Raw genomic sequence first — 25,453 nt, 5'->3', positions numbered from 1 at the left:
ACAAAAACGCCAACGTATCATCGTTGGCGTTTTTGTTAATGAGTTGATTCATTGATACTTTTGAATGATTTCATCAATTTCCCCTGAGGTTTTTAATTCAACGAGTCGTGTATTGATGTAATTTTGAGTTTCTGGTTGCATTTGAGGTGAAAAAGCTAGGTAGATTGAGTAGTCAGGAATAACCGAGCTGAAAGGCTGTATCTGAAAATTCTCTAACGGCAAATTGAGTCGCTTTAAGTTGTAAAGGACTCGGGATTCCATCTCGACAAAAGCTGTATCTCCAGGGGTTCGGCTTATCACTCGGTATGCGGCGTTGTAGTCTTTCACACGCATTTCATTGACACTGCCATTTTCAAAGAACGGTGTTAAATTTGGATAATCAAACCCCAGCAGTAATACAATAGAACGACCATGCATCGTATCCATATTTTTGAATTCTAAAGGCTTCTCGCTACTCGACACCAGTACATGTTTTACAGTGTAAATGGGCTCCTCAGATAAATTTTCCGATTGCACCTTGCCCCAGTTCGGGCTGCCATAAGTTAACCAGTTTGGCTCAGCGCCTTCTTCCAATATGGAAATCATACGTTTAAATGGATAAGTATGATAATTCACTTGGTAATCCGACTCCGCGAAGATAGCGCTGACGATATCGGTCACAATTCCGGAGTGCATTTGTCCCTGTTGTTCAATTTGAAATGGTCGAGCTTGTTCAGCAATGACGTAATAGTTCACTTGATTTGCGGTCACATGAGAACTTACAACAATTAAGCTAAAAGCCAATCTAAGTAGAAGTCTTTTCATCGTATCCTCGATTATTATTTGTGCGTAGCTATATTTAGAGTAGCGCAAGTTTATCGGAGCGGTTTCATATGGATGAAAAAGAGCGATCTCAACGTCGTTTTAGTATCGGCAACCAACTTATGTTGGCGGTATTAACGTTGAGTTTAATCTTTACGGTCATCATTTCTACAGTGAGCTTATATCGAGTTTTTCACGAAGATTTAGCCCATTTAGATGTTGAATTAAAGCAGGTTGAGTCTAGCTATTTATCGAGTTTTTCTGCGAGTTTGTGGGTAGAGGATAGGGAGCTGTTGCTGACACAAGCTCAAGGTGCAATGCGTATGCCCTCGGTGGACTACTTACGTATTGCTAGTGAAGACGAAGTTATCATTGAATTAGGTTCGGCGCTTTCTGAGGATGTTGTCGAGAGAAGCTGGCCGATGCAGTATCGGGTCGGCGATAAAACGTATGATCTCGCGATATTAACGGTTCAATCGGATCTTAGCGCGATATATGAAGATCTTTGGCAGCAGTTCTTTTTTCTACTTACGACAGAAGCGATCAAAATTCTTGTCCTCATCATTGGTGTTCTTTGGGTGGCGTTTCGCTTGTTGGTCAATCCGTTACAATTGCTGTCTGGTGCGGTGAGCGATTTTCGTGGCGGTACAGTGCCGAGTAAAGTGACTCTCCCTAAACGATGGTGCTTTGATGAAGTGAGTGTTTTGGCAGAGAAATACAACCGAAGTGTTGAGAAAGTGAAAGAGCACCAGACTGAGTTAGAGGCTGAACGCGATAGGGCAGAAGTCGCTAATCGTAAGAAAAGTGAGTTTCTTGCCACTATGAGTCATGAGATCCGCACACCGATGAATGGCATTATTGGTGTGTCGTCGTTGCTCAATGACACCGACCTCGATCCCCAGCAAAAAGAGTTTGTAGAGATCATTGACAGTTCTTCTCACTCACTAATGACGATCATCGACGACATTTTGGACTTCTCTAAAGTTGAAGCTGGCAAAGTAGAGCTAGAATACACGAGCTATGATCTTCGCGAGCTACTTGACGATGTCATCAGTTTACATAGTGTCAAAGCCAAGCAGAAAAACTTACAGCTGCTCAGCGATATTGATCCTCACTTGCCAACGGAAGTGCAAGGTGATGCCACACGATTGAAACAAGTTCTGAACAATTTGTTGAGCAACGCGATTAAATTTACCGAGCGCGGCCATGTGAAGCTTCTTGTAGCGTTATCTCGACTTGATGGAGAGACCGCTCATATCCGGTTTCGAGTTGTGGATTCTGGTATTGGTATTGCGAAAGAGCACCAACAAGCAATCTTCGAACGCTTCCAACAAGCTGATGGTAGTACCACTAGAAAGTATGGTGGGACAGGGCTTGGTTTGGCGATAGCTGCACAGTTGGTTAACTTGATGGGAGGGGAAATACAACTAACAAGTGAGCTTGGGCTGGGAAGCTGTTTTGAATTTTCGATTCCTGTTGCTGTAATAAATGCGCAATCGACCTATACCGACCAACTTAATGTATTAGATTTCCGGAAAGCGGAAGACAACGAAATCAGCCCTCAAGATAATGATAAACCTTGGGTATTGGTTGTTGAAGATACCATCGTCAATCAGAAGGTAGTTCGCATCATGTTAGAAAAACTGGGTGTGCGAGTGAGTGTCGCCAACCATGGCGAAGAAGCATTGCAGCTGTGTGATCAGCAGCCTTTCGATTTGATTTTTATGGACTGCCAAATGCCTGTGATGGATGGGTTTATTGCTACGGAGCGAATTCGAAAAATGGGAGAGTGGGGGAAACACGTTCCAATTATTGCGCTAAGTGCCAATGTCATTAAAGAGGATCAGCAACATTGCTTCGATGTTGGGATGAACGAGTTCGTGGCTAAACCCGTTACCAAGACTCGATTACAACAAATATTCGAACAGCATTTACCAAAAGCACTGAAAATCAGCGCTGTGCCTAAATAGTTAACTTGAAATCGATCAAGTTAAGTGCGTTTCTATTCTGTAATTGTAACTCTGTGTGATATAGTGCCCGGCTAGTATTTAAAGTACCTTGAGGCTGTGAATGTCGTTTAATCTATCCCTATTGCCGCCTGACGAAAAAAACAAAATCGAACTGGATAAGCAGGCGTCGTTTTTGGTTTGGAAGCTCAGAGAGGCCAAATCTGGTCCTGAAGCAATAGAAGAACAGTTGTCCAAGATTAACGATGCTGATGAAAAGGCGTTTTTCCAGCAATCGGTCGAAAAGTACAAACGAGTAATGGGTGTCGCTTAACGCGAACCGTGGCAATGGTTCAATCCAATGTGACGAATGAGGTAACCTCCCTATTCCTTTGCTAAGCGAAATTGAAAAGGTTTCGCTTTTTGCTAAAATCCTTCGCATTAAATTTGAATTTAGAGAGACATCCCGATGGGAAGAAGTTTTGAAGTGCGCAAAGCCTCTATGGCGAAAACTGCAGGCGCGAAAATTAAAGTTTATTCCAAATACGGTAAAGAAATTTACATGTGCGCGAAAAACGGTGGTGGTGATCCAGACATGAACTTGTCTTTGAAACACCTGATCGCAAAAGCGAAAAAAGACCAAGTTCCTGCGCACGTTATCGATAAAGCGATCGACAAAGCGAACGGTGGCGGTGGTGAAGACTACACTCCAGCACGTTACGAAGGCTTCGGTCCTGGCGGTACTAGCGTTATCGTTGACTGTCTAACAGACAACGGCAACCGTACTTTCCAAGATGTACGCCAATGCTTTGTGAAAGTCGGTGCGAAAATTGGTGTTGAGGGCTCGGTTTCTCACATGTTCGATCACCAAGCGGTATTCCAGTTCAAAGGCGACGATGATGAAATTATTCTAGAAACGCTAATGATGGAAGACGTAGACGTTACTGACGTTGAGCTAGAAGACGGTGTTATCACTGTATTCGCACCTCACACAGAATTCTTCAAAACAAAAACTGCGCTTAACGGTGCATTCCCAGATCTAACGATCGATGTTGAAGAAATCACATTCGTTCCGCAAACTCATACGCCTGTATCGGGTGAAGATGCTGAGAAGTTCCAGAAATTCCTAGATCTTCTAGATGACTGTGATGATGTTCAGCAGGTTTACCACAACGCAGAGCTGTAATTAATTCGCTCATATCGTTGTAAAAAGGCTTCCTCAGGGAAGCCTTTTTTTGATCGCTTTTTCTCAAGCAGAGCTATGCGTTACGATATTTGGAATAACACAGCGACATGATTACACCAAAACAGATACCTTGAGTTAGCATCGCCGTGCCGCCATAGCTAAAGAAGGGAAGTGGGCTACCCATTACTGGCAACAAGCCACTCACCATGCCCGTATTGATAAAAGCATACAGAAAAAAGCTCATCGCTAATGCGCCACTTACCAGCCGACTAAAAAAGTGGTCAGACTGACATGCAAGCAACATAACGCGTGCAGTAATAAACAAGTACAATGCGAGTAAGACTAAACTGCCAACAAAGCCCCATTCTTCCGCATAGGTCGAAAAAATAAAGTCCGTATGACTTTCTGGAATAAACCCAAGTGTTCCTTGCGTAGCATTCATCCAACCTTTGCCTTTCATACCGCCTGAGCCAATCGCAATCAAAGATTGGATGATTTGGTAACCCGAACCCAGTGGATCGGACTCAGGGTGCAAGAACTGTGTTACACGGCTCTTTTGATAGGTTTCCATAACGAAGAACCATAAAATAGGTGCTAACGTTAAAATGCTCGCAATAAACCCGCAGATTATTTTCCAGCTCATGCCAGCCAAAAACAAAACGAACAATGCATAAATGACGGTAAAAACTGCACCGTCTAAATCCGGTTGTAGCGCGATTAACCCGGCAGGAATCATTGTAATAAGTAAGCAAAGCGCAATTTTCCGACTGTCTGGTCGACCTCCTTCAATATGCAGCATCCAGGCGATCATGATTGGAATGGAAAGTTTGATTAGCTCAGACGGTTGAAAGCGGAAGAAGCCGATATCGAGCCAACGTTGAGAGCCATTGGTGCTATCACCAAATAAAGCGACAGCAAGTAGCAGAGCAACCGCAATAATGTAGAGATATGGAGCTGAGCGCTGATAGTTGGACGCTGGAATCGAGGACATGACCAAGATACAAACTAATGTCAGTCCGCAGCGCGCCAAATGTTTGAAGAGCATCGCCTCATTAAAGCTACTGGCACTCCAGAGAGTGAGCGAACTTAACAGCATGATCGGAATGATCGCCATGAGTAGTGGCAAATCAACTCTTGGGAAATAACGCTTATTCATTTTCAACGACCTAATAACGCACCTATTTTGAGTGCGAAAACAACTAAAACCCGAAGAGTTCAAACTATTCCGATGCTAAGAATCTCGATTCGGAAACAACAGACACCATGCAAAGGTGTGTAAGAAAGGAGAGTGCGACACTGTCTGTTATGGGTAGTTGTGAGATGGATAAATACACTAGCCTCAGATTTTAAGCCAGTGTTTTTATTGTGACTGCCGTAAAAATGTAGAGTTACGAATTAACGGAGTTGTATTTTCAGTTTAAGTTAATGTCATTCATCTTCTCTCAATACCATTCACTCCGCATAACTGCCATTGGTCGCATGCAAAAGCAGCGTGCGACCTTCTCCCTTAATCTCAAACCATCAAATCACGTTCAACTAAGGACAGTACATGATGGTTTCTCAATCTCGCTCAATCAAAGCTCTTAAACTGGCAAGTACGTTTATCGCCGCATTTGCACTTAGCAGCAATCTGGCTCTGGCTAACCCAAGCGAGCGCACACTCAGTCAATTCAACCAAGCGGCGCAGGGTGACTCTGGCTTAGTTGATACTGTTTATGGCGAACTATCCAAACAACTCGAAGAGCAGGGCGCAACGCCGGTGACCTTGGTTTACTTGGGCAGTGCTGAGACGTTGCAAGGTCGTGAGGCGTTTATGCCTTGGAACAAGATGAAGTTCACCGAGCGCGGTCTTGCCACAATCCAAAAAGGTTTGGATCTAATGGCGAATCAGCCAGTACCACTGCAAGAGCAACAGCGCTTACAAGGCTTGCCGGAATACCAATTAGCCACCGCCATGGCAGCCACTACGTTTACTTCTCTGCCAGACATGTTCAATCACTTTGAGCGTGGCTACGAGCTGTACCTTTCATTGCTCGATGAGCCGAGTTTTAGCCAACAACCTTTCGCGGCTACTTCGTGGATTTATCGCTACGCCATTGAAGCAGCACTACGCGCTGAAGATGTTCAACAAGCCAAAACATGGTTAGCGCAAATGGAGAAGTTGGGTGACAGCAATTTAGAAACGCAAACCGCGAAAGCGCTGCTAGCGAAATAGTAGGGAGGCGTCATGATCGTTTTTAATCAACTCAGTCGCGATTACGCCCTTGGCAGCCAAACGGTGCGTGCATTGCGAGACGTTTCTGGTGAAGTATTTGCCGGCGAAATGGTGGCATTATGCGGGCCGTCGGGCTCAGGCAAAAGCACCTTACTTAACGTGCTTGGCATGCTGGATACTCAATACCAAGGTCAGGTGACATTTGCAGGCACCCCATACCCAACCGGACAAATGCAGGCTGCGAAAATGCGCCGTGAAAAGCTTGGCTTTGTGTTCCAAAAATTCAACCTTGTCCCCGTGATGACGGCACTAGAGAACGTGGCGTATCCGCTACATCTCAATGGCTTTTCAAAAGTAGAACAAACCGAGCTCGCCACACAAATGTTAGAGCACGTTGGCTTAGGCGAGTTTATTCATCACATGCCCGATAACCTATCAGGCGGCCAGCAGCAGCGTGTGGCAATTGCACGCGCCTTAGTGCACAAACCGGCATTGGTGATTGCCGATGAGCCAACCGCAAGTCTTGATAGTCAAACTGCTAACAAGGTCATCGACATTATGAAAGGGCTCGGACACGAGCTTGGCACCACTTTTATCGTCGCTACACACGACCCTCGTATGGCATCTCGCTGCGATCGCACCATTGAATTGGTGGATGGCAAAATCACCCAAATGCACGCAAGTGTGGAGGAGGTTTCATGGGCAAGCTAATTCCTGTTTCGGTTCGCCTTGCTTGGTTGAACCTGCAACGCAATCGCCGCCGCAGTTTGTTGTCGATGTTGATCATTGCCATTGCCGTGTTTGCATTAACCAGTGCGGGCGGTTTTGGTCTGTACACCTACGACAGTTTGAAAGAATCGACAGCGCGTGACACGGGGCATCTGACGTTAACCACGCCGGGTTATTTCGCCAAAGAAGAAGAGATGCCACTGAGTAACGGTTTAACTCATGCAGACGACATTACCAAGCAATTGATTGGGTTGAATGAAGTGCGAGGTGTGCAGCCACGAGTTGAATTCAGTGGTTTGATTTCCAACGGCAACAAGTCATCGATCTTTATCGGCATTGGCGTGAACGAGCGCGAATTCGATATGAAAGGGCCGTTTTTGGATGTGCGCGAAGGGCAGACGCTGTCCAACATTCATGCATCGCGTTATGACCCAGCAGAGCCAGAAGTGATGCTTGGCATTGATTTAGCGAACAACCTAAGCGTGCACGTTGGTGATTGGATCACTTTGCTGGCGACCACAACCGACGGTGCGTTGAACGCGTATGACTTCAAAGTACGTGGCATCTATTCAACAGGCGTACCAGAGCTTGATAAACGCCAGCTGTACGTGCACATCAACAGCGCGCAATCGCTGCTCGGTTCAGACAAAGTCAGTGCGTTATCTGTCTTCCTGTTCGACACCAGTTTAACTAACCAAGTCGAGCAACAAGTGGCTTCGGTTCTGAGTAAGCAAAAGCAGAACTTTGGTGATCAAGATATTGAGATTACGCCTTGGCAAGAACGCGCGTTCTTCTATCTCAAAGTGAAAGATTTGTACGACCGTATCTTCGGCATCATGGGTGCAGTAATGGCACTGGTGGTATTTGTCGCGCTGTTTAACACCATGACCATGTCGGTAACGGAACGCACCCGTGAAATTGGCACCTTGTCAGCACTTGGTAGCTACCCTCGCGAAATTATTGCTGGGTTCTTGCGCGAAGCAGGGTTACTTGCCGTGATTGGCAGCTTAATCGGTGCTTTGTTTACGGCGCTAGTCACCGTCTTACTGATGGTCGTGGATGTGCAAATGCCGCCACCGCCAGGACGCACAGAAGGTTACCCATTAACGATTTACTTCTCTTGGGAGCTGGTGGCTATAGCTGGACTCGCAGTATTGATGATTTGTTTGGTTGCGGCATTTTTCTCGGCACGCAAAGGGGTGAACAAGCCAATTACGGAGGCTCTGATTTATGTTTAATTTCAAATCACTATTACCAATTGCATTGCTGACGGCAAGCGGCGTTGCAAGCATGAATGCCAGTGCGAATGAAACAGCGCTAGATGCACAGCAAGTCGCGCAATTGATTGAAAAAGCTGACAGCTACCGCTTGCAAGATGATTCCTCCAAAGTGGTGTCATTGGTGCGCTTATATCAAGACCAAGAACTAGATAAAACCCGCCTTTACCACGTGTACACGCGCCCAAATCGTGAATCGCTGGTGGTGTTCAAATCGGCAGTCGAAGCCGGGCAAAAGATGTTGATGATGGGCGACAACTATTGGCTACAAATGCCAAAGAGCCGCCGTCCGATTCGCATTACGCCAATGCAGAAGCTGCTTGGTGAAGCGTCTATCGGCGACATCTCAACCTTGACGTGGAGCTAAGATTATCAAGGTGAATGGAGAGCGACAGAAACTGTTTCGGTGAACGGAGAAAGTGTCGCGGCTTATCACCTTGCGTTAACCGCGAAAACCAAAGGGGCGAGCTATCAGAAGATCGACTTGTGGTTGTCTGAGCAAGATGCGTTTCCAATCAAAGCTGATCTTTACTTGCGCTCTGGCAAACTCGCCAAGCAAGCGCAATATGGGCGTGCAACTGACAACGGTGAAGACTACGTCAGTGAGATGACCTTGCTTGATAGCATTCAGCCGAGCAAAAAGACCGTTATCGAGTATCAAGAGATCGTGCCTTGGCTGCTGGACAACAAGTTCTACAACCCAAGCTATTTGCCGAAAGCCAATACGACTCAGCTTTAGCCTGAACTCCATAAATAGAACCATGAAAACGAGCAAGGAAGTCACATGAAATCGCACCAGCCTAACCTTAACAAAAGCACCAGTTTGTTGATTGCTGCGTCGTTGTGTGTGGGCGCAGCAGCCCCAGTTTTTGCCAATGATGAGCTGAGTTTTGAGTGGGATTGGGCTGTCAGTTACGAAACTGCCAAGCAGCGTGACAGCGCATTTATGCAGGCGCAGGGCAGTTCTCGTGATTCACTGAATGCACTGTTGGATGTGCAGGTGAATTATCAAAACTTCAGTGGCTTGTTTGCTCTGTACAGCCAAGGGTTGTACCTCAACCAACAAGGAGAGAGTGAGTGGTTGAGTGAAGCTGATAACCAACTACTGATTCGAGAGCTTGCTTGGCTAGGAGAGTGGCAAGTCGGTGACACTACACTTGATGTGAGTTTGGGTAAGTTGCGCGTGGATTGGGGCGTGGGTTATGGCTACCGACCTTTGGACCTGTTTAAGCCTTATCGACAAAACCCGGTTGGCTTAGTCGCAGAAGAGGGGGCGGGCGTGTTTTCACTTTCACACTATGATATGGACGGCGAATGGACCGTCATTGCGACCGATTCAAGCTGGGGGCAACAAGACCAAAGTGCACTTGATCAAGCCGCAGAGCAACAAGGTGTTGGTATTCGTCGTTATGCGCTGGTGGGAGACACCGAGTATCAACTTATTGGTTATTACGATGATGTGCGCCGAGGTTTACTCGGAGCCAGTGCCATTGCCGTGTGGGATGAATCCATCGCCATGCACGGTTCCATGCTGTGGCAAAAGCAAAGTGTCGGCTATCAGTTTCAGCAGGATGATCTTTACCAACCCGTTTCAGTTGAGGAGCAGGGAAGCGCATTCCAAGCTTTAGTTGGGGTGAACTGGGCAAACCAAGCTGGACACAACGTGATCGCTGAATATTGGTACGACAGTCGTGCATGGTCGAAAAGCGAATGGCAGCAAGCAATAGAGCGTGGCGAATTACTCTCTCAGCTCCCTGAACCTAACAACTCTCTGTTGGCTAGCAGCGCTCTACTTGCGACAAGCTACGCCCAAGGGTTTCAGCATGCCAATATCGTTCAGCATAACGTAATGCTGCACTGGAGTTGGGATGTGGAAGCATGGGCTGCATGGAACGGCAAAGGGGATATGGGCTGGCTAAGTGATGTAACCCCTACGTTGGATGTGATGTTGGCGCCACAAGATGGTGGTGTGATTGTCACGCAGTGGCTTAACTACCAATGGATTGATACCGGCGATCAAAGTGTAGAAGTGGAAGTTGCCGCACGCTTTTTAACCGGAGACGACCAATCTGCTTACGCACAAATCAATGATAAGCATATGATTGTATTTAACATCAAAGGGAAATTCTAAATGTGTTCAGCAAAATCAGTGGTGAAAAGTGGATGGTCGCGTAGCTTATTAGTGACCACGGCATTTTGTCTCTTTATCGCAGCAATGACGCTTTCTGTTTGGGGCGGCTCATTTTACGTTCATGTTATGGTGAGTTTTGGATTTGGCTATTCGGCTATCTTCTTCTCATGGCTTGTCGACCGCTTGTTTCCTACCATTCCTCGTTTAGCTGAAGTGGCTATCTCGCTGACGGCATGCTTATTGTTTGGTGTGGTGAACGCTCAGCTTTGGCTTGGGGAATACTTCGGTATCTCAAGTATGCTGTCGGTTGGTCTCATGGGATTGTTATTCAGTGCCATGTGCTTTTTCTATTTCTACTCACGCGAGCAACATGCGATCGCTCAGCGAGAGTTGGAAGCCATCAAACGCGAGAAAGCAGAGCAAGATCGTGCGCTGTTGCTGAGTCAGCTTAAGCAGATGCAAAGCCAGATTGAACCGCATTTCTTATTCAATACTTTGGCGAATATCAGCGCGCTCATGTCGCAAGATGTTGATAAAGCCAAGCTGATGCTAGAACAGTTAACCGCACTGCTGCGAGCAACGCTAAAAAGCTCACGCGAAGAACACACCACCATAGACAATGAAACGGCGTTACTTGAGGCTTATTTAGGCATTCAGCAAACCCGTTTAGGTGACCGACTCAGCTACAAGATTGAGGTGGAAGAGGGACTAGGCAGAACCGAATTACCGCCGATGATGCTCCAACCTTTAATCGAAAACGCCATCATCCATGGTATTGAGCCAAAGCGAGAAGGTGGCGAAGTCAGCTTACTCATTAAGCGCGAACAACAGAACTTGAAGATTGAAGTCAGAGACACGGGTGTTGGCTTGAATCACGTGAGTGGGCACATGGGCTCTGGCGTCGGTTTAAGTAATCTCAAGCAGCGAGTTGAAGCTTTGTTCGCAGGGCAAGGAGAGGTTTCTATCAGTGAGTCTGCTCAGGGTGGTGTTTGTGTTCGCCTGAGCTGGCCGATGGAATCGTAATCAAGGAAGAAAGGAATGAATACTGGGTTTACTGCCATTATTGCTGATGATGAACCGCTATTGAGGCGTCATCTTGATAAAAGCCTAGCTGAAGTGTGGCCAGAGCTAGAGGTAATAGCTAAAGTCGCCGATGGTGAACAAGCGTTGCAAGCCATTGAGCAAAACCAACCTGACATTGCGTTTCTTGATATTCGTATGCCAGTTCTGGATGGCATGACACTAGCGCAAAAACTCAATCAACTCGCCAATCCACCTTTGATTGTGTTTGTCACTGCGTACGATGATTACGCCATCAAAGCCTTTGAACAAAATGCCGCCGATTATTTGCTCAAGCCTATCTCGGATGAGCGCCTCCTGACGACGTGTGAAAGAGTGAAAGCACGCCTTGCTAAGCGAGAACAAGAAAGCAGTAATGTGCAGATGAGCAGTCTGTTAGAACAGTTGCAGCAATTATCCGCGCCACAAACGCCGCAATATCTTCAGTGGATCAAAGCGACGCAAGGGGAAGATATTCATCTGATTGCTACGTCTGATGTGTTGTATTTCAAAGCGGAAGAAAAATACGTTTCTGTATATGCCCAACAAGGACAAGGCAAAGTGCAGGAGTATTTGATTCGTACATCGTTGAAAGAGTTGATAGGACAGCTTAACCCAGAACAGTTCTGGCAAGTGCACCGTTCAAGCGTGGTGCAAGTGTGCAAAATTAGCAAAGTAAACAAAGACTTTGCTGGCAGAATGTTTGTGCACGTTGGAGAAACTAAGCTCCCTGTGAGCCGTGCATCTCAAAGTTTGTTCAAAGGGATGTAATCGCTAGAACTGCTCACTCTTTACACTGTAAACTCTCTACTCTTAACCCAAATTATCAAGGAAGATAAATGAGTTATCGCGTAACCCTGTTAAATGCGACGGGAGAGTTGTCCCCAATCTCTGAGTATTTACATCAGAAACTTGATGATCTGAGCTTACAGCTTTCTAGTTACTTTGATTTAAGTAACATTGACCTCACCGTTAGCCCGTTTGATCGCAATGACGTACCGCAGACGGGGATTGGCGGCTATTGCTTAAGTGCCTATCGTGTAGAGATTCTGCTTGATACTCAACGTGCTGATATTAAAAACGTTATTGAGAATGAACTAGCTGCGGTGTTAGCGCATGAGTTGCATCACCTGTTCCGTATGCGAGCCGGAGAGAATGACGTTGCACTTGGTGATGTGCTGATTATGGAAGGGTTAGCTTGTCATTTCGAACGTAAGATGAATGGCGGCGTCACTCCGAGCTTGTTTGAGCAAATCAAAGATCAAGATTGGCGCCCTTTCTATGCTGAGATGAAAGGCAAGTTGACCAGCTTAGATTACAACTTCGACGCTTACTTTCTTGGTAGCGATGAAAGCCGCTGGCCGAAATACATGGGGTATTGGGTTGGGTACAACCTTGTTGCTGAATATCTGGCTGATTTTCAAGGCTCTGAACTGGATTTAGTCGGAGCAAAAGCCGAGCTTTTCTATCAATAACTCCGACACAAGCCAAACTAATAGGCTGAGTCATAAAAACAAAAAGCGCCTAGGTCATAAGACGTTAGGCGCTTTTGTCGTTTTATAGCGACGATTTCTCCGAAGAGGCGAATGGGCTTATTCGCTGATCGTCACTTTCTCAATAATGATTGGATCGCATGGAACATCATCGTGACCAAGTTTAGAGGTCGTTTTAACTTTCGCGATGCGGTTTACGACATCCATACCCGCGGTCACTTTACCAAACACTGCATAGCCCCAACCTAGGTTGGTGGTTGCGGTGTGGTCTAGGAAATCATTGTCTTCCAAGTTAATGAAGAACTGTGCTGTTGCAGAGTGCGGAGCATCGGTACGCGCCATTGCGATAGTGCCAACAAGGTTCTTTAGACCACGGTTTGCTTCGTTCGCGATAGGGGCGCGCGTTGGCTTTTCTGTCATGTCTTCGGTATGACCGCCACCTTGAATCATAAAGCCGTCGATAACGCGGTGGAAAATGGTGCCGTTGTAGAAGCCATCTTCACAGTATTTTTTGAAGTTCTTTGAGCTAACTGGCGCTCGTTCTAGGTTCAGTTCAATCTCGATATCACCGAAATTGGTGGTCATAATAATCATCTGGTTTGCCCTTATGGGTGCTAAGTTGGCGGCATTATAGCTAAGTCGTATGAGGATAGCAGAAATAAAAACAGCGACGTTTTGGCGTCGCTGTTTGCATGGTGAATGGGTGAGGAAAGCTTTAAACCGTAAAGCGACCGACCAAGTCGTACAGCTCGTTAGCTTTGTGGTTAAGGTTGCCACTGCCTGCACGGTTCTGATTCGCAAGGTGCGCCGATTGGCTGCTTTGTTGAGAGATCACCTCAATACGTTGTGAAATCTCTTGCCCAACTTGGCTTTGCTCTTCGGTTGCCGTTGCGATCAAGGTGTTCATGTCCATGATGTTAGCAATTGCGGCTTGGATTTCTTGCAGTGCGGCAGAGGCTGCTCGTGCTTCCTCAACCGTTGCTTCACCACGCGCTTGGCTTGAACCCATGGCTTTCACTGCTGCATCCGAGCCAGACTTCAACTGCTCAATCATTTGGTGAATTTCGCCTGTGCTGTCTTGAGTGCGACTCGCCAGTTTACGGACCTCATCGGCAACGACTGCGAAGCCGCGACCTTGTTCGCCTGCACGCGCTGCTTCAATGGCTGCGTTCAGTGCCAATAGGTTGGTTTGTTCGGCGATGTCTTGAATCACTTCTAGCGAAGAAGAAATGTTCTGTACATCGCTTTCTAAACGAGAAATCACCGTGCTGGCTTCCGACACCTCTAGCGCGAGCGCTTCAACAGAGTTTGCTGCGGAATCAACAATGTGTTTCGCTTGCTGTGAATTTTCGTCGGCGTCTCTGGCTGATTGCGCTGCTTGGTTAGCGTTGTTTGAAATCTCGTGCGCCGTTGCTGTCATCTCGGTCATTGCCGCTGCGACTTGTTCGGTCTCTTCACGTTGACCAGAAGCTAATTCATCCACTTGCGATGCACGCTGTGACATCTCGTTGGTCTCTGAAACCACTTCTTGTCCTACGTGGCTAACGCTCTTGATTATGCCTTGTAGGCTTTCAACGAAGATATTGAAGTTACGGCTAAGTTGGGTGAACTCCGGCACGCTCGATTCTTCCATGCGCGCGGTTAAATCTGCATCGCCTTGTGCGAAAGAGTGAATTGAAGCATCAAACTGCTCAATAGGCTTCATGATGCTGCGGTTAACAAACACGGCAAAGACTGCAACTATCGCTGTAATCGAGGCACAAAACAGGGCTATCGCAGTTAGTGTGGTGTTGAGATCTTCGTGTGCGGCTTTTTCCATGTCTGCCACAATGGCGTCGATATCGTCCGTGTAGAAACCCGTTCCTAACATCAAGTCCCATTCAGGAATAAAGACTGAGTAGCTGAGTTTCGGTAGTGCTTCACTCTGACCGAGTTTCGGGAAGTAATAAGTCGTGAACTCACCAGTTTTGGCATTTTTTAGCAAATCCTGAATCAGGTAATTGCCTTTCTTGTCCTGCAAGTTATAGAAGTTTTCCCCGATGCCTTTGGTGTTTTTACCCACCACGACGCGAACGCCTTTTGAATCATAACCAAAGATGTAGCCGGATTGACCAAACTCTAGTTGTTTCAAGATAGGCAGAGCCTCTTCCAGTGGGGCATTTTGTGCGAGTAGCGGCTCGACAGCGGAACGCGCCATTTGTACGTAACTTTTGAGTTCGGCTTTTTTCATCTCCATCATTCGACTTCGAGTTTGCTCTATCTCGTGCTCGTTGTAGGCCGTGGTTTGTAGGTAGGTGAACCACATCATGCCTATTGCCATAGTTAGAATTGGAATTATTGAAAGGATATATAGTCGTTTTCTGATCGTCAGATTCATAGAGACGTCCTTCTCTCGGCGCAGCGTTACAAGTGACAAGCTGAATAAGCTTGCCTGATAAAAGTGTTAATACTTATTGTTGTAATGCTTAGAGATTAACCGAGTTACTCAATCAGAAGTACTGGAAATTTGTAAATCTAGACGAAGGTCGTAGCATTTTTAAGCGGGATCACAATTAACGTGAACACGACCCACTATTGCAACGAGAAGTCCCTGTTAACCAATATGAGACGCGATACCTATTCTTTGCGAATTTGAGGTAAAGCCAGTCAGCAACAGGTTTAACGAGGCGCCAACGCAGTGGAGCGTAGAGCCAACCGCGACCAACTAATTGCCACGCACGATGAGTCACGTCCAACCCCAGCAGAAGTTCCCCCTTTTCGTTGAGGGCGTGCAAAATGGTGTTGGCTTGTTCAGGATCGATCTGAGGATAATCTGCGAATGCATCACTATAGATATCGACGGTTTTGATTTGCTGCTTGGCATCGCGTTGTTTTAGCGCCTTCATCTCTTTGGCACAAAGCGGGCAGGTTCCGTCATAAAATATGGTGAGTTTTGTCATTGCGGTTTTCTTGTTTGAGATTTTCTAATCGCTTTTACGTGGCGAATTTTCTTTTGGTTCATTGTTTTGCAAGTAATGCAGCCAATTGTTGCGAATGTTGCTGTAATTGAATTGGCAGAACTCTTTGCGATCACGCAGGTAGTCTTTTTCTACTTCATCGAGTAAGGCTTTGTATTGCTCAGGATCACTACCGTACACCAGACATAACGTTGAAAAGTAACGCTGCAAATCAAAGCTGTGTTCGTCAATGTACTCGCCAAAATCGTAGTAGTCCGGTCTGTCGTCGGATTCGAATGCGAACATGTCGGCGGCGCTAATGGCCATATCTGCGCCATCTTCTAGGAAGTCAATCATTAAAATAGTGGCAAAATTATCGACCGCATCTTCTTCTTTTCCGAGAACAGGGATGCTTTGATCTTCGATGTAAGCATGTCCAGCTTCATGAAGTAAAGTGTGCAATAACGTATCTAGCGCCCCTGTTTTTGGAGATTTTCCGAAGCGTTCTTCATACTGATTATTGGAGAAGTAATTGAGCGACTCCAAATAAAAAGTGTAAGGAACGTATATTGTGTGTGTATCAGGATCATACATTGGACCATCTTCTCCGCCGTAAACCAGCGTGAGAGCTTTATCAAATGGAAAGTAGGCCTGAGATAGCTCAGCAAAGATGGTGTTTACATCGCTGCTTTGAATAGATTGTTGGGCTATTTTTTCATGAGTTGTCTCTACGGGAGAATATTGAATACGAATGTTTTCAGATGCTGTAGCTGATGAGGCTATGCTGAGTAATAGCGCAGGGCAAAGCGAATGAATGTTCATGTGGGACTCTTGTTATTGAATAACTTGTATAAAAAATTATACATGTTTTTGTCTGATGCATAGTTGGGGTTGTACTCATTAGCCAAAGTCGGGACGTCGGTCTCGAAAAGCAATCATGATAACATCGCATATTTCGGCTGCTTGGTTCTCTAGGGCGTTTATCAAGACCTCTTGGATAAGAACGGCGGTGAAGTTATTAGCTATGCATCGTATTCTAAGAAGCTTACTGAGTAACTGTGCTTCGATCTTTATCTGTGAAAATGATAATAGGCAGTTAATCATTGCAAGGTTTAACTATGGGGTTGGTGAATGTCACTGAATTGAAGAAAATTATCAGCGATATGTTATAATCCTGCTCCGTTGTGACGAAAACGTTTGTTGCAGCCTGAGAGTTTCCTTGGATTCGGCTCGTTTATACACCATGAGCCAGAGTTGAAAAGCTACGACAGGAACAGGCAAACCCAATTGTTTTGAACGCGCTCTCGGCGTTTAGCGGTTACAACGGGAAGGAACTTTGTTTGATAGTAATTGACACATTCTGTTTAAGTAAGGGAGCCCGAAGTGGTTCAGAAAGTGTCACCCAGAATTTACTCACAACACGACAGCCCAAGCGATAACGCACAGGTATTGCGAGGGGCCATTTGAAGGAGCTGTATCAGCTCCTTTCACATTTAAGGGCTTGCTAACAGCGTAAAAACTGACACATCGCTTAAGGAGCGCCCCTTAAACTAGCCTAAGGCGCATCTACACCAACTTTTTGAGTATTTTCGAAATAATAAAGCGAGAAAATTTGCTATTGAACGAAGGTTAAACTAACACTCATTCATTACGGAGAATGAAGAGAACAATAATAAGAGGCGATATGAATCATTTAATATCTGTAGGTGCACTGGAGTCCTTCTTGGTCGCAATCAGTGTGCTTTTCCTGGGGCATTTTATTAATGCTAAGCTACCGATTTTAAAGAAATTCAACATACCTGAGCCGATTGTAGGTGGTCTTATTGTAGCCTGCATGATTACTGCTCTTCATTTCAACGGCATCGATTTAGAGTTCGACTTGCCATTACAAAATACGTTTATGTTAATGTTTTTTGCGACAGTTGGTTTGGCCGCAAATTACACTCAGTTGATGAAAGGAGGTGCGAAGGTTTTTATCTTCTTAGCTGTCGCATCGTTTTACATCATCATACAAAACGGCGTTGGCGTTTCACTTGCGGCGGCGCTCGGTTTAGATCCTTTGATGGGGTTAATTGCTGGCTCGATTACTCTGTCAGGTGGTCATGGTACAGGTGCTGCGTGGTCACAAACCTTTCAAGACGTGTATGGATTGGATAACGTCTTAGAAATTGCAATGGCATCAGCGACTTTTGGTTTGATCATCGGCGGTATCATTGGTAGCCCTGTAGCGCAGCGTCTGGTGGAAAAGAACAGCATAGAGTCTGAGTATGGTCGTGGTGGTCGAGATGCCAAAACTCACGAGAAGTTCCCGGAGTTGGTGACTTACAATGAATACGAAGAAGATAAAGTAACGGCGAAAAAAGTGGTGGAGAAACTCTTCTTCCTACTGATCTGTGTTACTGGGGCCAAGTATGTCGAGCAATGGGTAAGCACGTATGAAATCTCATGGCTGATGATTCCAGACTTCGTATATGCGCTATTCATTGGTGTGATCATTACGAATTTCTTGGAAGTGACCAAGATTCGTAAGTTAGATGCCGAAACGGTCGATATGTTAGGTACGGTATCGCTATCTCTGTTCTTAGCGATGGCTCTGATGAGCTTGAAGTTATGGAATATCTTCGATCTAGCGATTCCATTCTTGGTTATTTTAGCTGTGCAGTCTGTCGTCTTAGCAATCTTTACGTACTATGTTACGTTCAAAGTGATGGGAAGCAACTACGATGCTGCTGTTATTGCAGGGGGGCACTGCGGTTTTGGCTTGGGTGCAACCCCAACAGCCGTAATGAACATGGGTTCGATCGTTAACCGATTTGGCCCGTCGCCACAAGCATTTATGGTGGTGCCAATTGTGGGCGCTTTCTTTATCGACATCGTCAACTTAATTATCTTGCAAGGCTACATTTCATTCCTTGGTTAAAGTTAAGTGGATGAGCTCCTAGAGGCGAAATAAAAACGGTCACAACACTGGTTGTGACCGTTTTTTTATGACTTGGTTTGGTCGTTTATTGAACGAAGAATTATTGGATAGTTCGGCTGAACTTGAGGCTAGCTGTCCAACCAAGAATACCAATGAAGGCGTAAATGCCAACGTTTAACCAACCCGCTTGAGGAATGGCATTGAATGGGTTTGGTGTAATAATGGCGTGCAGCGGAAGGTAAAGCACTTCGGAGAAAAACTGATCTAGCCCGTAGAAACCAAAAAGTGCGATAGGCATCCAACGCAGCGCATAAATGGCGATAAACAAAATGACCAGTGGTGAGTTCACTTTTTGTGAAATAGCCATCGCAGTTAATGCCAGCGGTAACAGCAGAATACCGGCGAAAAAGATTCTGATTAAAAACTCTCCCCAATGCAGCAGCACGTAACCTAACGAGGCTTGGCGGTACAATAAAGCCAATTGGTGATCAGTAGAGATGTTCAGCAACCACAACATTGAATTTGCAGCGAGTACGAGCACCGAGCAGACGAGCGGAATCACCAATAAGCCAAATCCTAGCTTCACTAAATGGGTTTTTATGTCACTGACAGGCATACTGCGCCAAAACATAATGCTGCCTTCCGCCCGTTCTTTGCGTAGCGTTCTTGGGAAGTACTGAACGGCTAACAATATAGACAGCAGCCCTGCTCCTCCGGAAATCAACATATTGACGTCATCACCAAGCTCTTTGTGAATGTCACTGACATCGCCACCAAAGCTCATTTGGAAAAACATATTGTGTTGTAGAGTGTCGTTACTCATTAAACTCACAAAGAGAATAACTCCACACGCCAACACAAACAGTGGAATACGTAAAACAAGAGGGTTTTCTAACCACTCTTTTTGCAACATCGCGACAACTGAACGCATTACGCTGCCTCCTTCTGCAATGCTAAAAATAGATCCGCTAACTTCACCCCATGGATGGAACCCATTGTTTCTGCTTGTTGGGCATACTGGGCTTTGAGTAACCATTTCGTTGAACCGAGGCCTTTTTGTGACGAGAGTGGGTTCATCGCTTCAATTTGTGTGCGGTGCTCGTCGTTGGCTTCAAGAATGAAATAGTCTTCACTGATACTGTCCATCGAGGTTTGCAGAACGGGGCGACCATGCTTAAGAATCAGAACATCTGTCAGCAAGTGCTCAATCTCTGATACTTCATGACTGGCGATGATCAACACGCGCTCGCCGTCGTGAAACCATTCCAATAAGTGACGATAAAACGTCTCGCGATACACGAGATCTAACCCGAGTGTCGGTTCATCCAATATGAGGATTTGGGTGTTGGTCGCGATCACAATCGCGAGGTGTAATTGCACCTTCATCCCTTTGGATAAAGATTTGATACGCGCACGAGGTTTGATGTCCGTTTGACGAAGTAGCGTATCTGCTTGGGCGCGATTGAACCCTGGATGCACGCCCTCGGTATAGTTAAGCAGTTGAGCAACGGTCATCCAATCTGGCAGAACGTTGACATCCGAGATGTAGGATAAGCTCTGCATTATCTTGTCGCGTTGCATAATGGGTTCAAATCCGTTGATACGAATAGTGCCCTGATATTCATGTGCACCGAGTAGGGCATTAATAAGCGTTGATTTACCTGCGCCATTATGGCCGAGTAAGCCAAGTACTTGTCCTGCATGTAGGTCGAAACTCACTTCATGCAGTGCTTCTCCTTGTTGCTGATATTGCTTGGAGACGTTGTTTACACTGACTAATGCGCTCATTGGTCACCTTTCAAGTGTGGTTTTAGTTGTTGAATGAATTCGTCGAGTGACATATCCAGACGCTGTATTGTGTCGGCTATCTGCGGAATTTGTTGCTGAAGAAAACGTGCCTTCTCGTCTGCGAGTAATTTGAGCTTTGCTCCTGAAGCGACAAACATACCTTGACCGCGTTTTTTCTCCACTAGCCCGTCATCAACAAGCAATTGATAGCCTTTCATAACGGTGAGGTGGTTAATTTTCATATCTGCAGAGATGCTACGGACGGAGGGCAGAGCATCGCCTTCTTGCCAGACACCTTGCAGTATTTGCTGTGTGATCTGGTCTGCCAACTGTCGAAATATCGGTTGGCGATCATGCCAATTAGTCATGAGTGAATCTCTTGGTTGAGATGGTGTTATATATATGTATAACACCTAGTGCATTAGAGAGAAAGTAATAATTTAAAACCTAGTGTATCCGCCTGTCTCATTCGCTCTAAATATCCACCTATGTGGTCGTTGTTTTGAGGTTTTGTTTTATATGGAAATTAATTGCTTCTCATAAGTTGAGAAGTGTTGTTTTTCTCTTCCCATCAATACACTTATCGCCTGTTTTAAATGAATATTCTCACTGAATGATAATTAGCATAATTTTAGGTCTGCCTATTTCTTACTTGATGAGAATTGATGGTCAAAGAGGCCTAGAAAACAAAAGTTTCGAGAGGCAATCTGACTGGCTTAGGCACCTATCTCACGTTGAGCTCGTGCTCAATGAATGAGAAAGAGTAGAGTAAAGAGGTCTCATGAATCAGGTAATATCTATCGGCCCACAGGAGTCGTTCCTCGTCGCAATTTGCGTGTTGTTTTTAGGGCAGTTCATCAATACCAAGTTACCAACCTTAAAAAAATTTAATATTCCAGAGCCAATTGTTGGTGGTCTAGTGGTCGCTTGCGTAATCACGACGATGCACTTAAATGGTGTGGATGTCTCCTTTGATTTACCACTGCAAAACGTCTTTATGCTGATGTTTTTTGCAACCGTTGGCTTAGCGGCAAATTACACCCAACTGATTAAAGGCGGTGCGAAGGTTTTCATCTTCCTAGTTGTGGCATCGGTCTACATTCTTATCCAAAATGCGGTCGGCGTGTCCTTAGCAACAGCGTTGGGGTTAGATCCACTCATGGGGTTGATCGCCGGATCCATTACGCTTTCTGGCGGACATGGAACTGGAGCTGCGTGGTCGCAAACTTTTCAAGAAATGTATGGTTTGCATAATGTTCTAGAGGTGGCAATGGCTTCTGCTACATTTGGCTTGGTGATGGGCGGGATTATTGGCAGCCCTGTTGCACAAAAGCTACTAAACAAACACAACTTGGAATCGGAATACGGACGCACCAATCAAAGTCATCAGAGTTTCCCTGAACTGGTGACGTACAACGAACATGAGGAAGATCGTGTCACAGCGAAAAGAGTCGTTGAAAGCTTGTCCATCATTCTACTTTGCGTGACAGGCGCGAAGTATCTGGAGAGTTGGGTAAGCAGTTTTGACATCAAGTGGTTAATGATTCCCGATTTTGTTTATGCGCTGTTTATTGGTGTTGTTATCACTAACATCATGGAAGTGACGAAGGCGCGCAAGGTTGATTTAGAAACCGTTGATATTCTTGGCACGGTTGCACTATCTCTATTTCTTGCCATGGCCTTGATGAGTTTGAAATTGTGGAATATTTTCGATCTTGCGATCCCATTCCTTATTATTCTTGCTATTCAGTCGGCAGTGTTGGCGATGTTCACTTACTACGTAACATTCCGCATGATGGGAGGCAACTACGATGCGGCGGTGATCGCTAGCGGACACTGCGGTTTTGGGTTAGGTGCTACACCGACTGCGGTCATGAATATGGGCTCCATCGTGAGTCGATATGGTCCATCACCACAAGCATTTATGGTGGTTCCAATTGTCGGTGCATTCTTCATCGACATTGTGAATTTAGTGATTTTGCAAGGATGCATCGCTTTTATTAAATAACATTCGCTTTTTTACCGAAATAACAAAGCCAGCACCTATACGCTGGCTTTGCTATTTGTAACACGAAATCTTGTTTGCCTGACTTCAAGCCGTGAAATCAATGCGTTACTATGACGACATAGTGTTCAATTTTGCAGCAGCATGAGGTACCCACATGTCTGAAAAAATATCGACGTCGGCATTAGCGAAAATGCGCAAGGTAGAAGCTAAGCTGCTGTTTGCCGATCTCAAACGTGCAGGCTACATCGTTCGCCAAGATGAAAAGTGGATTTTGACCGAAGAAGGGGCAAAGTTTGGCGGTGAGTATGTGGATCACCCTAAATTTGGCCAGTTCATCGTCTGGCCGACCAACTTACATATTGAGCTGACTCCCAGCTCAGGGAAAACATTGAGCGCGACACAACTGGGTGAAAAGCTGAAATTGAATGCGAAGCGCATGAACCAGCTTTTGAGTGAACTGGGTTGGTTGACCAAATCCGAAGAGGGATGGAGTGTCACAGAAGCTGGTGTGCGCGCTGGTGGGCAGCAAAGAACCGATAAAGAAACACAAAATACCTTTGTCGTATGGCACGATGTGGTGCTGCGTAACAAGCGTCTTAAGCAGTCTGTCATTGAGTTTTTAGGGCAAGACGCGGAGTCACATTCTACGGATAAATCGTACTCAAGCTTTCGCCAAAAATTTGAAGCCAAGCACCGAACATTAGATGGGCATTACGTGCGCTCTAAGGGTGAGTTGCTCATTGACAACTGGCTGTACTTGGCTGGTGTAGTGCACGCTTATGAGCGTCAGTTGCCGATTGACCAAGATGTCACTAGCGATTTTTACTTACCAGGCGGTAAAGTCTATTTGCAATTTTGGGGAAGTGACGATGGGGAGATGGCTCAGGCCGACCGTGAGACCATTCGTACTGTTTATGAGCAGCATCATTTCAACCTTATCGAAGTCGAACCGAGTGAACTAGACAAGTTGGATGAAGTGCTTCCTAAGCGTCTTCGTCAGTTTGGTATTAAAGCTTATTGACGACTTAAGCCCGCTGTTCAGATAAGAAAAAACCCGTGTTCAACACGGGTTTTGTATTTTTAGTGTGTTTCTAGGCTGCCATCCTATGGGTTAAAAGCCTTTGATGTTTTCTGCTTCTAGCTCAGAGAAGTACTTCACTGTCTTCACTTTCAGTTCTTGTTGAGCTGGTTCGTCGCATACGATCACCGCTTTAGGGTGAAGCTGAAGTGCAGAAACTGTCCATAGATGGTTTACACAACCTTCCACGGCTGCTTCTAGTGCCTGAGCTTTGTTATGACCAGTGACCAAGATCATCACTTCTTCTGAGTCTAGAAGCGTACCAACACCGATAGTCAGCGCGTATTTAGGCACTTGGTTGATATCGCCGTCAAAGAAGCGAGAGTTCGCAATGCGAGTGTCTTCAGTGAGGGTCTTGATGCGAGTACGAGAAGAAAGAGATGACGCTGGCTCGTTGAACGCGATGTGACCGTCGTTACCCACGCCGCCCATGAACAGGTTGATCTTGCCGTAAGACTTAATTTTGTCTTCGTAACGCTTACATTCTGCGTCGTGATCGTCTGTGTTACCGTTCAGTAGGTTGATATTTTCTTCTTGAATATCAATGTGATTAAAGAAGTTGTTGTACATGAACGAGCGGTAAGATTCTGGGTGATCCGCAGGGATGCCAATGTACTCATCCATGTTAAAAGTCACGACGTTTTTGAAGCTCACTTCGCCGGCTTGGTAAAGCTCGATTAAGGCTTTGTAGGTTGCTAGAGGAGTGCCACCAGTTGGTAGACCCAGAACGAATGGACGCTCAGCAGTAGGTTTAAAGTCGTTGATACGCTTAGCGATATGCGCAGCTGCCCACTTACCTACTTGTGCTGCTCGAGTTAACGGGATAAGTCTCATTTTGTGCCCCTAGTTATTGGAATTGACGATGTACTGAAACATTAATTCGCATTATAAAATAAGTAATGGCGAACTGCTATTGTTTTAGGTCAAAATTTTGCTTTTTCTTTAACCAATGTTGGTTTTGTCGACGATTTTTATATCTAAATGCTTTTATAAGACGATTTTTTACAAAGAAATTGCATTATGAAACTGACGAATCAATAGATAAAATTTATGATCTAAATTAAGTTCTGCCTTCGCACTTAACCTTGTTTTTTAACAACCTACAGAGTGCGAAATCGCACACGAACTTCAAATATTATGGGTTAGATATGGCATGGCGCTCATTCTTTAACCATAATTGAAATGTGTAAACCAGTGAGGAATTCGGTATGAAAAATGAGTTAGATCCGAGCAAAGTACTACAGGCTTACGAATGTGTGATGAACAACGGTACGCCAACCGAATTTGGTAAAATGTATGAAGGTGTAGAAGCGTTTTCTGACTACGATGGGTACAACGTTTTCTTGAGAGGAAATGGTGTTGAGCTAAAAATTGGCTTCCACAACACCTATCACTTGGAATATGACCAAGAGCATTTGAAAGAGAGCTTTCTGAAAAAGATTGCGACGCTCGCCAAGTAAACGGTCATCACCCAAATATTAAAAAAGCCCTTGGGAGAATGCCCCCTTGGGCTTTAGGAGAAGAAATGAGCTTGTCTTGCTCGCTCAGTAAAGTCAAACGAGCTTTCGCCTACTGCTAGAAAAAGGCTAGAACTAGGTTATTGGTTATTAATCGTCTTCAACCAAACTCTCTTCAATGTATTCTTCTGTCGCGTCAGGCTTGTTACGACCATTTAGCGTATGGAAGCGCTTGCGACCACGAGCAAGTTGGGTGTACTTTAGCCACGTACGCTCAAGTTTTGTTTTTGCTTTGCCCGGGTTTTCTAACACCTTGATGAAGTGTTTCTCTTCGCTGTTTTCAGGTGTTAATTCGCCTGACTCTAAGCCAAGCATTGTATCCCCATAAATTGTTAGGATTTCCTCTTCTGAAAGAGTAAAATCGCCAGA

General features: G+C 45.5%; 25 protein-coding genes and 1 pseudogene. 15 read left to right on the top strand and 11 right to left on the bottom strand.

Features of this window, described 5'->3' with window-relative positions:
* Positions 1–48: 48 nt before the first annotated feature.
* Positions 49–804 (bottom strand): substrate-binding periplasmic protein, encoded by a 756-nt coding sequence (locus tag R7041_RS08760; protein ID WP_005383196.1) that lies wholly within the window; start codon positions 802–804, stop codon positions 49–51.
* 68 nt (positions 805–872) lie between these two features.
* On the opposite strand from R7041_RS08760, the gene R7041_RS08755 reads away from it, so the two are divergent.
* The 3 genes from R7041_RS08755 to R7041_RS08745 all read left to right on the top strand — a co-directional run bounded on the left by R7041_RS08755 (position 873) and on the right by R7041_RS08745 (position 3,933).
* Complete coding sequence (locus R7041_RS08755) at positions 873–2,771, top strand: ATP-binding protein (protein WP_042522309.1); 1,899 nt, start codon at positions 873–875, stop codon at positions 2,769–2,771.
* Between the two features lie 100 nt (positions 2,772–2,871).
* Positions 2,872–3,081 carry a DUF3283 family protein gene (locus tag R7041_RS08750; RefSeq protein ID WP_005374484.1) on the top strand — a complete coding sequence of 70 codons (210 nt, stop codon included), beginning with the start codon at positions 2,872–2,874 and terminating at the stop codon, positions 3,079–3,081.
* Between the two features lie 135 nt (positions 3,082–3,216).
* Positions 3,217–3,933 carry a YebC/PmpR family DNA-binding transcriptional regulator gene (locus tag R7041_RS08745; RefSeq protein ID WP_005374482.1) on the top strand — a complete coding sequence of 239 codons (717 nt, stop codon included), beginning with the start codon at positions 3,217–3,219 and terminating at the stop codon, positions 3,931–3,933.
* A gap of 73 nt (positions 3,934–4,006) precedes the next feature.
* Here the strand turns inward: R7041_RS08745 and rodA are convergent, their stop codons facing one another.
* A complete protein-coding gene (rodA, locus tag R7041_RS08740) occupies positions 4,007–5,089 on the bottom strand; it encodes a rod shape-determining protein RodA (RefSeq protein ID WP_206949183.1) in 1,083 nt (360 codons plus the stop codon).
* 393 nt (positions 5,090–5,482) lie between these two features.
* Between rodA and R7041_RS08735 the strand changes: the two genes are divergently transcribed.
* The 8 genes and pseudogenes from R7041_RS08735 to R7041_RS08700 all read left to right on the top strand — a co-directional run bounded on the left by R7041_RS08735 (position 5,483) and on the right by R7041_RS08700 (position 12,819).
* A complete protein-coding gene (locus R7041_RS08735) occupies positions 5,483–6,148 on the top strand; it encodes a hypothetical protein (RefSeq protein WP_053303974.1) in 666 nt (221 codons plus the stop codon).
* 12 nt (positions 6,149–6,160) lie between these two features.
* Positions 6,161–6,859, top strand: coding sequence for an ABC transporter ATP-binding protein (locus R7041_RS08730; protein WP_206949184.1), 699 nt, complete (start codon positions 6,161–6,163; stop codon positions 6,857–6,859).
* A complete protein-coding gene (locus tag R7041_RS08725) occupies positions 6,847–8,115 on the top strand; it encodes an ABC transporter permease (protein WP_206949185.1) in 1,269 nt (422 codons plus the stop codon). The genes R7041_RS08730 and R7041_RS08725 overlap by 13 nt, the downstream gene beginning before the upstream one ends.
* Positions 8,108–8,893, top strand: a pseudogene (locus R7041_RS08720) (outer membrane lipoprotein-sorting protein). Before R7041_RS08725 ends, R7041_RS08720 begins: the two are co-directional and overlap by 8 nt.
* A 45-nt stretch (positions 8,894–8,938) precedes the next feature.
* The gene (locus R7041_RS08715) at positions 8,939–10,285 is read left to right on the top strand and encodes a hypothetical protein (RefSeq protein ID WP_206949186.1); all 1,347 of its coding nucleotides are present in this window, start codon (positions 8,939–8,941) and stop codon (positions 10,283–10,285) included.
* On the top strand, positions 10,286–11,308 hold the full coding sequence (locus R7041_RS08710) for a sensor histidine kinase (RefSeq protein WP_206949187.1): 1,023 nt from the start codon (positions 10,286–10,288) through the stop codon (positions 11,306–11,308).
* A gap of 15 nt (positions 11,309–11,323) precedes the next feature.
* Positions 11,324–12,115, top strand: coding sequence for a LytR/AlgR family response regulator transcription factor (locus R7041_RS08705; RefSeq protein ID WP_038869875.1), 792 nt, complete (start codon positions 11,324–11,326; stop codon positions 12,113–12,115).
* A 68-nt stretch (positions 12,116–12,183) separates the two neighbouring features.
* Entirely contained in the window at positions 12,184–12,819 is a 636-nt protein-coding gene (locus R7041_RS08700) for a DUF2268 domain-containing putative Zn-dependent protease (RefSeq protein ID WP_206949188.1), read from the top strand.
* Positions 12,820–12,936: 117 nt separating this feature from the next.
* On the opposite strand, the gene R7041_RS08695 is transcribed toward R7041_RS08700, so the two are convergent.
* The 4 genes from R7041_RS08695 to R7041_RS08680 all read right to left on the bottom strand — a co-directional run bounded on the left by R7041_RS08695 (position 12,937) and on the right by R7041_RS08680 (position 16,595).
* Positions 12,937–13,431, bottom strand: a complete 495-nt coding sequence (locus R7041_RS08695; RefSeq protein WP_033006985.1) for a peptidylprolyl isomerase — start codon at positions 13,429–13,431, stop codon at positions 12,937–12,939.
* Between the two features lie 121 nt (positions 13,432–13,552).
* Positions 13,553–15,214, bottom strand: coding sequence for a methyl-accepting chemotaxis protein (locus R7041_RS08690; RefSeq protein ID WP_053303981.1), 1,662 nt, complete (start codon positions 15,212–15,214; stop codon positions 13,553–13,555).
* Between the two features lie 175 nt (positions 15,215–15,389).
* Complete coding sequence (locus tag R7041_RS08685) at positions 15,390–15,776, bottom strand: thiol-disulfide oxidoreductase DCC family protein (RefSeq protein WP_031780806.1); 387 nt, start codon at positions 15,774–15,776, stop codon at positions 15,390–15,392.
* A 24-nt stretch (positions 15,777–15,800) separates the two neighbouring features.
* Positions 15,801–16,595 (bottom strand): DUF4344 domain-containing metallopeptidase, encoded by a 795-nt coding sequence (locus R7041_RS08680; RefSeq protein ID WP_206949189.1) that lies wholly within the window; start codon positions 16,593–16,595, stop codon positions 15,801–15,803.
* A gap of 862 nt (positions 16,596–17,457) precedes the next feature.
* On the opposite strand from R7041_RS08680, the gene gltS (R7041_RS08675) reads away from it, so the two are divergent.
* Positions 17,458–18,693, top strand: coding sequence for a sodium/glutamate symporter (gene gltS / locus R7041_RS08675; protein ID WP_005374448.1), 1,236 nt, complete (start codon positions 17,458–17,460; stop codon positions 18,691–18,693).
* Between the two features lie 100 nt (positions 18,694–18,793).
* Here the strand turns inward: gltS (R7041_RS08675) and R7041_RS08670 are convergent, their stop codons facing one another.
* From R7041_RS08670 to R7041_RS08660, 3 genes are read right to left on the bottom strand one after another with little or no spacing between them, the layout of a single operon-like run.
* Positions 18,794–19,624: a hypothetical protein gene (locus R7041_RS08670; protein WP_206949190.1), complete on the bottom strand. Its 831-nt coding sequence runs from the start codon at positions 19,622–19,624 to the stop codon at positions 18,794–18,796.
* A complete protein-coding gene (locus R7041_RS08665; protein WP_005383221.1) occupies positions 19,624–20,481 on the bottom strand; it encodes an ABC transporter ATP-binding protein in 858 nt (285 codons plus the stop codon). Before R7041_RS08665 ends, R7041_RS08670 begins: the two co-directional genes overlap by 1 nt.
* Positions 20,478–20,849: a GntR family transcriptional regulator gene (locus R7041_RS08660; RefSeq protein ID WP_005374444.1), complete on the bottom strand. Its 372-nt coding sequence runs from the start codon at positions 20,847–20,849 to the stop codon at positions 20,478–20,480. Before R7041_RS08660 ends, R7041_RS08665 begins: the two co-directional genes overlap by 4 nt.
* 413 nt (positions 20,850–21,262) lie before the next feature.
* Between R7041_RS08660 and gltS (R7041_RS08655) the strand changes: the two genes are divergently transcribed.
* Complete coding sequence (gltS, locus tag R7041_RS08655; protein WP_025768732.1) at positions 21,263–22,489, top strand: sodium/glutamate symporter; 1,227 nt, start codon at positions 21,263–21,265, stop codon at positions 22,487–22,489.
* A 154-nt stretch (positions 22,490–22,643) separates the two neighbouring features.
* Complete coding sequence (locus tag R7041_RS08650; protein ID WP_005374442.1) at positions 22,644–23,510, top strand: hypothetical protein; 867 nt, start codon at positions 22,644–22,646, stop codon at positions 23,508–23,510.
* Positions 23,511–23,600: 90 nt separating this feature from the next.
* Here R7041_RS08650 and nagB read toward each other — a convergent pair whose 3' ends face one another.
* Positions 23,601–24,401 (bottom strand): glucosamine-6-phosphate deaminase, encoded by an 801-nt coding sequence (nagB, locus tag R7041_RS08645; RefSeq protein ID WP_005374441.1) that lies wholly within the window; start codon positions 24,399–24,401, stop codon positions 23,601–23,603.
* Positions 24,402–24,775: 374 nt separating this feature from the next.
* Here nagB and R7041_RS08640 point away from each other — a divergent pair, with 374 nt between their 5' ends.
* Positions 24,776–25,027: a DUF3081 domain-containing protein gene (locus tag R7041_RS08640; RefSeq protein ID WP_005374440.1), complete on the top strand. Its 252-nt coding sequence runs from the start codon at positions 24,776–24,778 to the stop codon at positions 25,025–25,027.
* A 147-nt stretch (positions 25,028–25,174) separates the two neighbouring features.
* Here R7041_RS08640 and R7041_RS08635 read toward each other — a convergent pair.
* A partial coding sequence (locus R7041_RS08635) for a DUF413 domain-containing protein (protein WP_318128612.1) occupies positions 25,175–25,453 on the bottom strand: 279 nt, incomplete at its 5' end.

Origin of the sequence: Vibrio sp. 1751 (assembly GCF_033339895.1) — a bacterium.
GTDB lineage: Bacteria > Pseudomonadota > Gammaproteobacteria > Enterobacterales > Vibrionaceae > Vibrio > Vibrio alginolyticus.
Note: the sequence above shows the minus strand (reverse complement) of the source record. Positions and strands in the feature narration are given on the sequence as shown.